The following is a 13,199-nucleotide window of genomic DNA, read 5'->3' on the forward strand; positions in this document are numbered from 1 at the left end:
GGCACGGCTCCCACTACAATGCCCAGGTGCGCAGGTACCTCCGGTCCGCGCACCGCAGGGGAGTCCACGACGCGGGCACGGCCGAACGGTCGCCGTTCGGATCTGTCACCATTCTCCAGAGGCAACAGATCGCTCAGGAGTCCACCCGGACGGCGGAGCGATGGCAAGGACCGCCCGGTCCGGCCCCGGCACCTGCCCGGGAGCGGAACGGACCGGTCGAGGACGCGACCAGGAGATGGGCGGGACCGCGGAGTGCGGGGCTACGACCGCGTTGAGGATCACCTCTCCAAGTTCGAGGCCGAGCTGGAGAAGGCCCGCAAGGAGCGGGACAAGACGATCGAGCACGCCGACGACCTCGCCTACCAGGTGGAGGTGCTCCGGGCCAAGCTCCACGAGGCCCGTCGGCAACTCGCCCAGCCGCGAGCCTTCGACTCCGTCTCCGGCCAGGCCGAACAGCTGCTGCGGAACGCCGAGATGCAGGCCGAGGCGCTGCGCGCCGACGCCGAGCGCCAGCTCCGCGAATCGCAGGCCGCCACCCAGCGGATGATGGCCGAGGCCGCCGAGCGCACGGCCCAGCTGGAAGCCGAATTCAACGCCAGGCGCCGCCGGTTGGAGGAGGAACTCGCCGAGTTCCGGGCCGCCGCCGAACGCCACGTCAACGAAAACGTCAACTGGGCGGAGCAGACCCGCGCCGGAACCGAGCAGGAGGCCCAGCGCCTGCTCCAGGAGGCCCGCGCCGAGGCCGACCGGATGATGGCCGCCGTCCGCGCCGAGGCCACCGCGCTCGCCGACCAGGCCCGCGCGCAGACCGCCGCCGACGTCGACGCCGCCCGCGGCGAGGCCCAGGCCCGCGCCGAGGCCGCCCTGCTGCGCGCCCAGTCCGACGCCGAGCGCCTGCTGCGCGCCGCGTCCGAGCAGGCCCAGCAGACCGGCGCCCAGGCCGAGGAACAGCGCGTCGCCGCCACCGCCGCCGCCCAGCAGCAGCTGGCCGAGGCGCACGCCGCCGCCGAGCAGAAGCTCGCCGCCGCCGAAGCCGAGATCACCGCCCTCAAGCGGCAGGCCCTCGCCGACCAGGAGCGCGCCGAGGCCGCCCTGGTCGGCGCCCAGGCCGAGATAGAGCGGCTGCGCGCCGAGGCCCTCGCCGAGGCCGAGCGGGCCCGCACCGAGGCCGCCCGGATGCGCGAGGAGGCCCTCGCCGCCGCCGAACGCCTCCAGTCCGAGGCCACCGCCGAGGCCGAGCGCAAGGTCGCCGACGGCGACGCCGCCAGCGAACAGCGCTCGCAGACCGCCAAGGCCGAGATCGCCAAGATGGTGGCCGCCGCCACCCGCGAGGCCGAGCTGATCAAGGCCGCCGCGTCCACCGCCCAGGCCGAGGCGGACGCCGCGAAGGCCGCCGCCGCCGAGGAGAGCGAACGCCTGCGCGGCGCCGCCGAGTCGGTCGCCAACGAGCTGCGCGCCGACGCCGAGAAGGAGATCGCCGAGCACTGGACGGCCGCCGAGCGCAAGGCCGTCGAGCTCCACGAGCAGGCCGCCGCCGAAGCCGAACGCCTGCGCGCCGAGGCCGCCGAGACCGGCCGCGCCGAGGGGGCCAAGGACGCCGCGCTGCGCCTGGCCCGGGCCGCCAAGCAGGCCGAGGAGGTGCTCGCCCGCGCGACCACCGACGCCGAGGCCACCCGCGGCGAGGCCGCCGCCGAGGCCGAGCGGCGGGTCGAGCACGCCAAGTCCGAGGCCGGCACGCTGCTGGAGCAGGCCCGCCAGGCCGTCGAGCAGGCGCAGAACGCCGCCATGGAGGACGCCGCCTCGATCCGCGAGCAGCTGGAGCGGATGCAGGCCGAGGCCGCCCGGGCCCGCGAGCAGGCCGAGGAGCACCGCTCCGCCGCCGCCGCCGAGGCCGAACGGGTCCGCTCCGAGGCCCGCCGGCAGGCCGCCGTGCAGATCGAGGAGTCCGCCAAGCAGGCCGAGGAACTGCTGACGGGCGCCAAGACCGACGCGGACGCGCTGCGCTCCGGCGCCGCCGACGAGGTCCAACGGCTGCGCACCGAGACCCGCGAGCAGGCCGCCGCCGTCCAGGGCCGGGCCGAGCAGACCCTGACCCGGGCCCGCACCGAGGCCGAGAAGCTCACCTCCTCCGCCGCGCAGGCCCGCGACGAGGTGCTGGCCGCCGCGAAGACCGCCGCCGAGGCCACCCGCGCCGACGCCGAACGGGACGCCGCCCAGACCCGCGAGCAGGCCGAGGCCGCCGCCGCGACCGTCCGCGCCGAGGCCGACGCCACCGCCGAGGCCACCCGCGCCGACGCCACCCACTGGGCCGAACAGCACCGCGACGAGACCGAGGACGCCTGCCGGGCCGTGCGCGAGGCGGCCGAGCAGGTCGCCCGTACCGTCACCGAGCAGGCCGAGGCCGCCGCCCAGGCGCTGCGCGACGAGGCCACCGCCGCCCGCGAGGCGGCCCGCGGCGACCTGGAGCGCGACCGGGCGCTGACCGCCGAGAAGCTGACCGAGGCCACCACGATCCGGGAGGCCGCCGACGGCGAGGCCGCCTCCGTCCGCAAGGCCGCCGCGCAGGACGCCCAGCGGGTCCGCGCCGAGGCCGACCAGCAGCTCACCGCCGCCCGCACCGAGGCCGGGACGCTGGCCGCCGAAGCCGCCGCCGACCGGGCCGAGGCCACGCAGCTGCGCGAGGACGCCGACGCCTACGACCGCGAGCTGCGGGAGACCGCGGACCGCGACACCGCGGAGCTCCGCGCCACCGCCGAGCAGGAGGTGGCCGAACTCCGCGCCGTCGCGGACCGGGAGACGGCCGAGCTGCGCGCTGTCGCGGAGCAGGAGACCACCGAACTGCGCGAGCAGGCCGCCGTCTTCGACCGCGAACTGCGGGAGAGCGCGACCGTCTTCGACCGCGAACTGCGCGCCATCACCGAGCAGGAGACGGCCGAACTCCGGACCGTCACCGAGCAGGAGGTGGCCGAGCTCCGGGCCGGCGCCGAGCGGGACACCGCCGAACTGCGCGCCGTCGCCGAGCAGGAGGTGGCCGAGCTCCGGGCCGGCGCCGAGCGGGACACCGCCGAACTGCGCGCCGTCGCCGAGCAGGAGACGGCCGAGCTCCGCGCCACCGCCGAGCGGGACACCGCCGAACTGCGCGCCGTCGCCGACCGCGAGACCACCGAACTGCGCGAGCAGGCCGACGCCTACGACCGCGAACTGCGGGAGACCGCCGACCGCGACACCGCGGAGATCCGCGCCACCGCCGAGCAGGAGGTCGCCGAACTCCGCGCCACCGCCCAGCGCGAGACCACCGAGCTGCGCCGGGACGCCGCACAGGCCTCCGAGGAGTTGCGGGCCGAGGGTGCGACGCAGGCCGCCGAGCTGGTCGCACAGGCCGAGCAGGACGCCGCCGAGGTCCGGCAGTCCGTCGCGGGCCTGCACGAGACGGCGACCAAGCAGATCACCGCACTGCGCGCCACCGCCGAGCAGGAGGTCGCCGAACTCCGCGCCACCGCCGACCGCGAGACCGCAGAGCTGCGCGAGGCCGCGACCACGTACGACCGCGAACTGCGGGAGACCGCCGACCGCGACACCGCCGAGCTGCGCGCCGTCGCGGACCGGGAGACGGCCGAGCTGCGCGCCACCGCCGAGCAGGAGGTCGCCCAGCTCCGCGCCACCGCCGACCGCGAGACCACCGAACTGCGCGAGCAGGCCGCCGCGTTCGACCGGGAGCTGCGCGAGACCGCGGCCGCCTACGACCGCGAGCTGCGGGAGACCGCGGACCGCGACACCGCGGAGATCCGGGCCGTCGTCGCGCAGGAGGTCGCCGAGCTCCGCGCGACCGCCGACCGCGAGATCGCCGAACTGCACGCCGCGGCGGCCGAGTTCGCCGAGCAGCAGCGGGCCGCGGCGGAGGCCGGGGCGCAGCGCACGCTGGCCGAGGCGGACGAGCTGGCGGCGGCCGCACTGGCGGACGCCGAGGAGCGGTCGACGGCGCTGCGCGGCGACGCCGAGGAGTACGCGCTGGCGACCCGCACGCTGGCGGAGGAGTTCGACGCGGACATCCGGTCCCGTGCGGAGTCCTTCGACGCGGAGCTGCGGGAGGCCGCCGAGGCGTACGACAAGGCGACCCGCGAGCAGGCCAAGTCGGTGCTGGAGAAGGCGTTCACGGACGCCGAGCAGCTCGCCGAGCAGGCCCAGTCGGAGGCGCTGGCGGCGGCCGCGGCGGCCGAGGAGCAGGCCGACGCGCTGGTGACGGCGGCCCGCAAGGAGGCCGAGCGGCTGGTCGCGATCGCCGACGCGCAGGGCAAGGCCGAGGTGGAGAAGGCGCGTTCGGACGCGGACGCGCTGCTGAAGGAGGCCCGTCGGGACTCGACGGCGATCCGGGACCGCGCGGAGGAGCTGCGCGAGCGCACCGATTCCGAGATCGAGGCGCTGCACGAGCGGGCCCGCAAGGAGAACGCGCAGGCGATGAAGTCCGCCGGCGAGCGGGTGGACGCGCTGGTGACGGCGGCCCAGGAGCAGCTGACCGAGGCCGAGGAGCAGGCGCAGGCGCAGGTCGCGGAGGCCGAGGAGCGGGCGGCGAAGCTGATCGAGGCGGCCGAGACCCGGGCCTCGGACCTGACGTCGGAGGCGTCGGCGGAGGCCGGCCGGGTGCGGATCTCGGCGGTGCGCAAGGCCGAGACGCTGCTGAAGGAGGCGGAGAACAAGCTCGCCGACTCCACCACCCGGGCCGAGGCGCTGATCATCAAGGCGGAGGCGAAGCTCAAGGCCGCCGAGATGGAGTCCGAGGAGAAGCTGGAGGCGGCGGCCGACGAGGCCTCGTCCCGGCTCAAGCGCGCCGACGACGAGTCGGAGAAGCGGATCCGGCGGGCCGGTTCGGACGCCGAGGAGCAGCTGCGGCTGGCCGCCGAGGAGGCGGAGCGACTGCTCGCGGAGGCAAAGGCCGAGGCGAAGCGCGTGACCGACGAGGGCCAGCGGGAGTTGGACGAGTTGGTGCGCCGCCGCAAGGACATCAACACCGAGATCTCTCGGGTCCAGGACGTGCTGTCGGCGTTGGAGGCGTTCGAGGCGCCCGCGCCGGTGGCTCAGAGCAACGGGGGCAGTAAGAAGGACGGAGGGCCCAAGGCCGGTGCCGGGGTGGGCTCTCCACGATCGGGAGGCAATCGCTCCGGGGGCGCGCCACCCGATTGAGCGGACATTGTCCGCGAACCAACGGCGTTTCGTCGTTGACACTCCGGTACCGTGTCAGGATTCCCTCAACCATCTCAGCGGTTTGACGACAGGAAGCCCAGAAATCCCATGAGCGACAGTCACTCCCCGCACGGCTTCGACCTGGTACGCCGTGGGTACGAGCGCGCCCAGGTCGACGAGCGGATCGCCAAGCTGGTGGCCGACCGAGACAGCGCGCTTTCCCGGATCAGCGCGCTGGAGAAGCGCATCGAGGAGCTCCACCTCGAGACCCAGACCGCGCAGGCCGCGGTCACCGAGGCGGAGCCGTCGTACGCCGGCCTCGGCGCCCGCGTCGAGAAGATCCTCCGCCTCGCCGAGGAGGAGGCGAAGGACCTGCGCGACGAGGCGCACCGCGCCGCCGAGCAGCACCGCGAGCTGGCCGAGGCCGCGGCGCAGCAGGTCCGCACCGAGGCCGAGAACTACGCCAAGGACCGCAAGGCCAAGGCGGAGGACGAGGGCCTGCGGATCGTCGACAAGGCCAAGTCGGACGCGGCGCAGCTGCGCGCCGAGGCCAACAAGGACGCGCAGAACAAGCGCGAGGAGGCGGACGCCCTCTTCGAGGAGACCCGCACCAAGGCCGCGCAGGCCGCGCTGGAGTTCGAGACCAACCTGGCCAAGCGCCGGGAGCAGTCCGAGCGCGACCTGGCGGCCCGTCAGGCCAAGGCGGAGAAGCGCCTCGCCGAGATCGAGCACCGCGCCGAGCAGCTCCGCCTGGAGGCGGAGAAGCTGCGCACCGACGCGGAGCGCCGTTCCCGCCAGACCATCGAGACCGCGCAGCGCCAGGCGGAGGACATCGTGGCCGACGCGAACGCGAAGGCCGACCGGGTCCGCAGCGAGTCGGAGCGCGAGCTGGCGGCGCTCACCAACCGCCGCGACTCGATCAACGCGCAGCTGACCAACGTCCGCGAGATGCTGGCCACCCTGACCGGTGCGGCGGTCGCCGCGGCCACGCTGCCGACCGACGACTCGCTGGGCGTCCCGGCGCAGCAGTCGCGCTGACGTCCCGTCGGGGCCGCTGGGGTCCGACCGACCGTGAAGGGCCCGGAGCCTGCTGCTCCGGGCCCTTTCGGCGCATCAGGAGCTGTGCTGCTTCAGGCGCTTGAGGAAGGCCCGGACGGCGGCGTTGAAGGTCTCCGGGGCCTCCAGCGAGGAGAGGTGGCCGACCGCCGGAATGACCGTCAGCTCGGCGTCCTGCAGGGCGTCGGCCATCATCCGGGCCTCGCCGAGCGGGGTGACGGTGTCGAGCTCGCCGACGATGACCGCGGCGGGCACGTCCAGCGCGGCCAGCGCCTCCAGCGAGTCGGGGCGGGCGGCCATCGCGCGCTGCGCCCAGGCGACTGCGGCCGGGTCCGCCTCGGCGATCATCCGGCGGACGGTGTCGACGAGTTCGGGATCGGTTCCGGGGGCGAGCAGGTTCTTCGCGGTGTTCTCCTCGATCAGCAGGTCGACGCTGCCGTGTTCGAGGACGGCGGCGGCGATGCGTTCGCGGTTGGCGCGGGCGGCGTCGGTGTCGGGGGTGGCCCTGGTGTCGGCGAGGACCAGGCCGGCCAGCCGTTCGGGGTGGCGGCGGGCGAAGGCCATCGCCACGTACCCGCCCATGGACAGGCCGCCGAGCACGGCCTGTTCGATGCCGAGGTCGTCCAGCAGGTGCGCCAGGTCGTCGGCGGCGGTGTCCAGGGACGGCGGCTCCTCGCCGAGCGGGGCGGCGCCGAAGCCGCGCAGGTCCGGCGCGACCACCCGGGCATCGTCCCCGGCCGGACCGGGTACGCGTTCCAGTTGTCCCTCCCACATGCGCGCGGAGAGTGGGAAGGCGTGCAGCAGGACGAGCGGGGTGCCGGTGCCGTTCTCGCGGACGACCGGTGCGCTGGGGGAGGTCATGGCTCCACCGTAGGGCCCGGGGGCCGCGCCCCGGACGACGATCGTCCAAATCATCCGTTTTTTGTCCTACCCTGGCGGCAGACCTAGGAGTGGCACATGATCGAGTTGCACCATCTGACGAAGCGTTACGGCGACAAGTTGGCCGTGGACGACCTGAGTTTCCGGATTCCGGAGGGCGTGGTCACCGGCTTCCTCGGTCCGAACGGCGCCGGCAAGTCCACCACCATGCGGATGATCCTCGACCTGGACCGGCCGACGGCCGGCAAGGTGACCATCGACGGCCGCAGTTACGCCTCCGTCCAGGACCCGCTGCGCGAGATCGGCGCGCTGCTGGAGGCGAAGGGCGTGCACCCGGGGCGGACCGCCTACGACCACCTGCTGTGGATGGCGCAGTCGAACCGGATCCCGCGCGAGCGGGTCGACCAGGTGCTCGAAGTGGTCGGCCTGACCGCGGTCGCGAAGAAGCGCGCCCGGGGCTTCTCGCTGGGCATGGGGCAGCGGCTGGGCATCGCCTCGGCGCTGCTCGGCGATCCGAAGATCCTGATGTTCGACGAGCCGGTGAACGGGCTCGACCCCGAGGGCATCGTCTGGATCCGGAAGTTGATGAAGGCGCTCGCCGCCGAGGGCCGCACGGTGTTCGTCTCCTCGCACCTGATGAGCGAGATGGCGCTGACCGCCGACCACCTGGTGGTGATCGGCCGCGGCCGGCTGCTGGCGGACCTGCCGATGGCCGAGTTCATCCGGCAGAACTCGCGCTCCGCGGTGCGGCTGCGCACCCCGCAGCCGGAGCAGCTGCTGGACGCGCTGCGCGGCGCCGGCCTGACCGCCGAGCCGGGCCCGGACGGGGCCTGGGAGGTGGTCGACGGCGACCCGGCCCTGCTCGGCGACCTGGCCGCCGCGCACGGCGTCACGCTGCACGAGCTGAGCCCCCAACAGGCTTCGCTGGAGGACGCGTTCATGCAGATGACCGCCGACTCGGTGGAGTACCGCACCGACGTCGCCGCCACCACGGGCGCCACCGGCGCCGCCACCCCGCAGCCGGCGCAGCAGCAGCCCGGATGGGGCGCCGGCTGGGACGCCCGCCAGGCCGGAAAGGAGAGCTGAGATGGCCGCGTTCCCCGCAGTCGTGCAGTCCGAGTGGACGAAGGTCCGCAGCATCCGCTCCACCGTGTGGACGCTGGTCCTCACCTTCCTGATCGTGGTCGCCATGGGCTTCGCGATCTCGCTGCTGACCAAGCTGAACTACGACCAGTTCACCGAGCACAACACCGCCCCGTTCGACGCGACGACCACCTCGCTCGCCGGGATCTCGCTCGGCGAGCTGGCGATCGTGGTGTTCGGCGTGCTGGCGGTCGGCAACGAGTACGCCAGCGGCATGATCCGGGTGTCGCTGGCGGCGGTCCCGCAGCGCGGCGTCCTGATGGGAGCGAAGACCGCGGTGCTGGGCGTCCTCGCGTTCCTGGTCTCGCTGGTGACGGTGTTCGTCGCGTTCTTCCTCGGGCAGGCGGCGCTCGGCCAGTACTCCACCGGCCTCGGCGAGCCGCACGTGCTGCGAGCGGTGTTCGGCGCGGCCTGCTACCTGACGCTGCTGTGCCTGTTCTCGATCGGCGTCACCATGATGCTGCGCAACCAGGTGCTGTCGCTGGGCATCCTGATCCCGTTCTTCTTCCTGGTCTCGCCGATCCTGTCGATCGTCCCCAAGGTGAAGGACGTGGTCCGCTACTTCCCGGACCGGGCCGGCTCCGCGGCGCTCCAGGTCTACCCGACCGGGGACCACCCGTACGGCCCGTGGACGGGCCTGCTGATCTGCGCGGCGTGGGCGGCGGCCGCCCTGCTCGGCGGCTACCTGGTCCTGAAGAAGCGCGACGCCTGACGGTTCGTCAGTACTTCGGAGCGCCGCGGCCCCGCAGCAGGTTGGAGCCGCGGCGCTCCCGCGCTCCCCAGCACGCCCGGTGCCAGTGCCGCCGGTCGTCCACTCCGCTGCTGTGGTCCGGCCACGCCACCACGTGCCCCACGCCCGGCGGGATCTCCTGGTCGCACCCCGGGCACCGGTAGTACCGCCCGGCCGTCCCGGCCACGGTCTGCACGACCCAGTCCTCGCCCCGGTACGACTCCACCCGTCGCAGCGACCCGCCCATCGGCGCGGCGCTCTCTCGGTCCTCGGACTTCTGGATCCGGTTGCGTCGCGGTGACACGTGACTACCCCTCGTTCCGGCGCGTTGTCCTTCCAGGGTACGGGCCGCCGCGTCACCGGTGGGCGGCCGTGGCCGGGACGTTTCGTCCCAGGGGTCACGCGCGCCCCACCGACCCCTCCTGCTCCACTAGCACGGATCACCGTCCGGCTTCAGCGATTCGACGGTAATCCACCCTTCCCTTGGGCAAATTGAGGGTTCGGCGTGCCATTGGCACATGACATGGGTTACTCACGAGGTGACACGGCGGGGCTCGCGAACCCTGCGCGCACCGAGGAGGCACGCCCCATGACGAAGACCACCGCCCGACCGCACGCCCGCTCCGAACGGCGACCGACCGGCCGAGGAGTGGCGACGGCCACCCAGCCGGCCCCGGAGCAGGGGCCGGGGGCCGACACGGACGCGATCCGGGTCGGCGCCTTCCTGCTGTCCGCGCAGTTCCCCGGGCAGAGCCACGGGGAGGTGCTGGACCGGACCGTCTCGGCGGCGCTGACCGCGGAGCGGGTGGGCCTGGACGCGGTGTGGCTGGCCGAGCACCACTTCGTGCCGTACGGGGTCTGCCCGGACGCGGCGACGCTGGCGGGGATACTGCTGGGCCGCACCCGGCGGATCGGGGTGGGCACCGCGGTCAGCGTGCTCAGCACCCGCCACCCGGTGGCGCTGGGCGAGCAGGCGGCGCTGCTGCACCTGACCTCCGGCGGCCGGTTCACCCTCGGGGTGGGCCGCGGCGGGCCGTGGATCGACCTGGCGGTGTTCGGCGGCGGCCTGGAGGCGTACGAGCGGGGCTTCCCGGAGCGCCTGGACCTGCTGCTGCGCTGGCTGCACGGGGCCCGGGTGGGCGGCTCGGGGCCGCAGTTCGACTTCCCGGAGGTGGCGGTGGTGCCGCGGGCCGTCGAGCCCGCCCGGCGGACGGACCTGACGGGCTGGCTGGGCCTGGACGGGCCCGCCCCGGCCGCCGCGGTGATTCCGCGGCAGCGCCAGGAGCCGCCCCAGCAGCCCCAGTCGGGCCCGCCGGTGGTGATGGCGTGCACCTCCCCGGCCGGGGTGCGGACGGCCGCCGAGCGGGGCCTGCCGATGCTGCTGGGCATGCACTCGGGCGACGAGGACAAGCGGGACATGCTGGCCGCCTACCGGGCGGCCTGGCGGGCCGCGGGGCGCGGCGAGGAGCAGCTGGCACGGGTGCAGCGGGAGCACGTGGCGGCCGGCGTGGTGCAGGTCGACGACCGGGCGGGGGCGGCCCGGGCCAGCCTGCTGCGGGCGATGCCGGACTTCTTCGCGTACGGGCTGGGCGCGCACCGCACGGTGGACGGCCGGGAGCGGTCGATGCGCGACCCCCGCGCGTACACCGAGTTGCTGTGCGACCTGCACGCGGTGGGCACGCCCCGGCAGTGCGCGGACCGGCTGCTGGCGACCGCCGAGGGCACCGGGATCCGGCGCTTCGCGCTGCTCGCCGAGGGTTCCGGGGACACCGCGGCGACGCTGCACAACCTGGACCGGATCGGCGACGAGGTGCTGCCGCAGCTGCGCTGAACGCATGCCCGCGGGCCGCCCCGGCCGGTCAGGTCCGGGGCGGCCCGGTGCCGGGCGACGCCGAGTCGGCGTCAGCAGTCGCGCAACTCCGGCGACTGGTTGAGCAGTTGGGCCCGGACCGAGGTGAATCGGGCGAGCCGGTCGGCGGTGTCGGGGCCGGGGGCGAAGACCGCGACCCGGTGGCAGTTCTGGAAGGCCAGCTGGACGCCGAAGTGGCGCTGCAGGGCTCCGCGGATGGCGTCGCTGGCCATCGCCCGGAGCAGCTGTCCGCGCTCCTGCTCACTCGGCGGGGGGACCTCGTTGTCGGCGAAGTCGGTTCCGTCGACCTTGAGTTGGGCCACCAGCGAGCTGATCATGTCCCAGGCGTAGGGCAGCGAGGTGCGGACACAGTCGACGAACTCCCGCTCGTCGACCTCGCCTCGTTCGGCCTTCTCCAACAGGGCCGGTGAGACGTCGAGCGACATGGGTTCTCCTCTCACGGTCCGCCCCGACGGATTCGACGGGGCGGTCGTACCGGGGTGCTGAGGGTGCGTTGGACGTACGGTGGACCACGCGCGATGTTCGAATGCCGACGGCGCGACGGGGCTGGGGGATGCCGCCGCGTAATCGAGGTCCTGGCCAGGGGGTCAGACCAGCGTGTCAGTCCTTCCCGGACCCGGCTGGAGAATCCGGGGATTGCCACCCGAATCGCCGTGCCACAGCCGAGATTGGCCGGAATCAGTTGTGCACCGACCCTGTACGCCGAGCTGGCCCGGCTCACCGGTGGTGGCCGTGCGATCACCATGTTTCGCCCCTCCCGGCCGACCCACACCCGGTCTGCGGACACTCGCTTCAAACGGCCTCCGGGCCCGCCTCCCGACAGCCGCCTGTCTCGGGAATCGCGCCCCCTCGACCCACTGCACGCCGGCGCACCCCTCCCCTTCGCACGCCCCCTCCCTGCGCCCGCCAAAATCGAACAGGGACAGGGGCACTCCCGGCGGGCCGTAGGCTTGTCCCCATGCGTCTTGTAATCGCCAAGTGCACCGTGGACTACGCGGGCCGCCTCGCTGCACATCTGCCCTCCGCCGTGCGCCTGGTGATCGTGAAGGCCGACGGGAGCGTCAGCATCCACGCCGACGACCGGGCCTACAAGCCGCTGAACTGGATGTCCCCGCCGTGCTCCCTGAAGGAGACCGAGGGGGTGTGGACGGTCACCAACAAGGCCGGCGAGAAGCTGATCATCACCCTGGAGGACGTCCACCACGACTCCAGCCACGAGCTCGGCGTCGACCCCGGCCTGGTGAAGGACGGCGTCGAGGCCCACCTGCAGGAGCTCCTCGCCGACCGGATGGAGGTCCTCGGCGCCGGCTGGCAGCTGATCCGCCGCGAGTACCCCACCGCGATCGGCCCCGTCGACATCCTCTGCCGCGACTCCGACGGTGCCACCGTCGCCATCGAGATCAAGCGCCGCGGCGAGATCGACGGCGTCGAGCAGCTCACCCGCTACCTCGACCTGCTCAACCGCGACCCGCTGCTCGCCCCGGTCAAGGGCGTCTTCGCCGCCCAGGAGATCAAGCCGCAGGCCCGCGTGCTGGCCACCGACCGCGGCATCGGCTGCGTCGTCCTCGACTACGACGAGCTGCGCGGCATCGACGACGACAAGCTCAAGCTGTTCTGACCCCGGCGGCGACGAACCTGCGGCGGGCCCCCCGGCGGGCCGCCGCCCGCGCCCGCCTGCCAGGATCACCGCATGCCCGTGCGAAGCGCTGAACCGGTCGGCCGGTACGAGACCCATCTCACGCTGGCCCCGGCCGAGGTCGACGCACTGGCCGCATGGGCGGCCGCGCACGGCCTGGAGTTCACCCACATCCTGCTGGCCCGCGGCCGGCACCCCTCGCAGCCGATGCTGTCCTGGCAGAGCGACGGCACCCTGGCCGCCCAGCACCGCCGCGCCGCCGCCGAGACGGCCCGCCTGCGCGCCGCCGGGTTCACCCCGGTCCGGGTGAAGATCGAGGCCGCGCCCTGGACCCCGGGCGTCCCCGGCACCGACGCGGAGGCCGAACAGGCCGACGCCGCCTGCTACTTCGAGCACCACGTGAAGGTCCGACTGGCCCCGGACGTCCCTCGCGACGCCCTGGTGCGGGCCGCCGACGGCCACCACGCCCACGTCTCCTGGAACGCCCGTCGCACCGAACCCGGCGGCCACCGCCAGTACTTCGTCACCCAGCGCTGCCACCGCCTCGGCCTGACCACCGCCGGCGCCCGCCTGGACCGCCTCACCGCCGCGCTGACCGCCGCGGGCTTCCCGCCGCTGAAGGTCACCCGCGAGTACGTGGTCCACGACTCGGCGCTCACGCTGGACTCCGGCTGGCTCGACGACGCCCCGACCACCGCCTGATCGAG

At 74.2% G+C, this 13,199-nt stretch carries 10 protein-coding genes; 7 read left to right on the forward strand and 3 right to left on the reverse strand.

The features are described from left to right. The first annotated feature begins 252 nt into the window (after positions 1 to 252). On the forward strand, positions 253 to 5,178 hold the full coding sequence (locus CG736_RS22410; RefSeq protein ID WP_100587991.1) for a hypothetical protein: 4,926 nt from the start codon (positions 253 to 255) through the stop codon (positions 5,176 to 5,178). 108 nt (positions 5,179 to 5,286) lie between these two features. Continuing rightward, entirely contained in the window at positions 5,287 to 6,216 is a 930-nt protein-coding gene (locus CG736_RS22415) for a cellulose-binding protein (protein WP_043916053.1), read from the forward strand. Between the two features lie 75 nt (positions 6,217 to 6,291). Here the strand turns inward: CG736_RS22415 and CG736_RS22420 are convergent, their stop codons facing one another. After that, positions 6,292 to 7,095 carry an alpha/beta fold hydrolase gene (locus CG736_RS22420; RefSeq protein WP_100587992.1) on the reverse strand — a complete coding sequence of 268 codons (804 nt, stop codon included), beginning with the start codon at positions 7,093 to 7,095 and terminating at the stop codon, positions 6,292 to 6,294. Positions 7,096 to 7,191: 96 nt separating this feature from the next. Here CG736_RS22420 and CG736_RS22425 point away from each other — a divergent pair, with 96 nt between their 5' ends. Together CG736_RS22425 and CG736_RS22430 are read left to right on the forward strand one after the other, a co-directional pair. Further along, positions 7,192 to 8,199: an ABC transporter ATP-binding protein gene (locus CG736_RS22425; RefSeq protein WP_100587993.1), complete on the forward strand. Its 1,008-nt coding sequence runs from the start codon at positions 7,192 to 7,194 to the stop codon at positions 8,197 to 8,199. A gap of 1 nt (position 8,200) precedes the next feature. Next, positions 8,201 to 8,968, forward strand: a complete 768-nt coding sequence (locus tag CG736_RS22430) for an ABC transporter permease subunit (RefSeq protein ID WP_100587994.1) — start codon at positions 8,201 to 8,203, stop codon at positions 8,966 to 8,968. Positions 8,969 to 8,975: 7 nt separating this feature from the next. Here CG736_RS22430 and CG736_RS22435 read toward each other — a convergent pair whose 3' ends face one another. Next, positions 8,976 to 9,290 carry a hypothetical protein gene (locus tag CG736_RS22435; RefSeq protein ID WP_043916049.1) on the reverse strand — a complete coding sequence of 105 codons (315 nt, stop codon included), beginning with the start codon at positions 9,288 to 9,290 and terminating at the stop codon, positions 8,976 to 8,978. A gap of 402 nt (positions 9,291 to 9,692) precedes the next feature. Here CG736_RS22435 and CG736_RS22440 point away from each other — a divergent pair, with 402 nt between their 5' ends. Continuing rightward, positions 9,693 to 10,817, forward strand: a complete 1,125-nt coding sequence (locus tag CG736_RS22440; protein WP_100588115.1) for an LLM class flavin-dependent oxidoreductase — start codon at positions 9,693 to 9,695, stop codon at positions 10,815 to 10,817. Positions 10,818 to 10,888: 71 nt separating this feature from the next. Here the strand turns inward: CG736_RS22440 and CG736_RS22445 are convergent, their stop codons facing one another. Next, on the reverse strand, positions 10,889 to 11,281 hold the full coding sequence (locus CG736_RS22445) for an SCO5389 family protein (RefSeq protein WP_043916048.1): 393 nt from the start codon (positions 11,279 to 11,281) through the stop codon (positions 10,889 to 10,891). A 533-nt stretch (positions 11,282 to 11,814) separates the two neighbouring features. Here CG736_RS22445 and nucS point away from each other — a divergent pair. After that, entirely contained in the window at positions 11,815 to 12,474 is a 660-nt protein-coding gene (gene nucS, locus CG736_RS22450) for an endonuclease NucS (protein ID WP_043916047.1), read from the forward strand. Positions 12,475 to 12,546: 72 nt separating this feature from the next. Continuing rightward, the gene (locus tag CG736_RS22455) at positions 12,547 to 13,194 is read left to right on the forward strand and encodes a hypothetical protein (RefSeq protein WP_100587995.1); all 648 of its coding nucleotides are present in this window, start codon (positions 12,547 to 12,549) and stop codon (positions 13,192 to 13,194) included. Positions 13,195 to 13,199 lie beyond the last annotated feature (5 nt).

Origin of the sequence: Kitasatospora sp. CB02891 (genome assembly GCF_002803145.1) — a bacterium.
Classification (GTDB): domain Bacteria; phylum Actinomycetota; class Actinomycetes; order Streptomycetales; family Streptomycetaceae; genus Kitasatospora; species Kitasatospora griseola.

Excerpts from the sequence above, each read along its gene's own strand:
- CG736_RS22445 (WP_043916048.1), bottom strand. The coding sequence starts at position 11,281 with ATGTCGCTCGACGTCTCACCGGCCCTGTTGGAGAAGGCCGAACGAGGC.
- nucS (WP_043916047.1), top strand. The coding sequence starts at position 11,815 with ATGCGTCTTGTAATCGCCAAGTGCACCGTGGACTACGCGGGCCGCCTC.
- CG736_RS22425 (WP_100587993.1), top strand. The coding sequence starts at position 7,192 with ATGATCGAGTTGCACCATCTGACGAAGCGTTACGGCGACAAGTTGGCC.
- CG736_RS22420 (WP_100587992.1), bottom strand. The coding sequence starts at position 7,095 with ATGACCTCCCCCAGCGCACCGGTCGTCCGCGAGAACGGCACCGGCACC.
- CG736_RS22415 (WP_043916053.1), top strand. The coding sequence starts at position 5,287 with ATGAGCGACAGTCACTCCCCGCACGGCTTCGACCTGGTACGCCGTGGG.
- CG736_RS22430 (WP_100587994.1), top strand. The coding sequence starts at position 8,201 with ATGGCCGCGTTCCCCGCAGTCGTGCAGTCCGAGTGGACGAAGGTCCGC.
- CG736_RS22455 (WP_100587995.1), top strand. The coding sequence starts at position 12,547 with ATGCCCGTGCGAAGCGCTGAACCGGTCGGCCGGTACGAGACCCATCTC.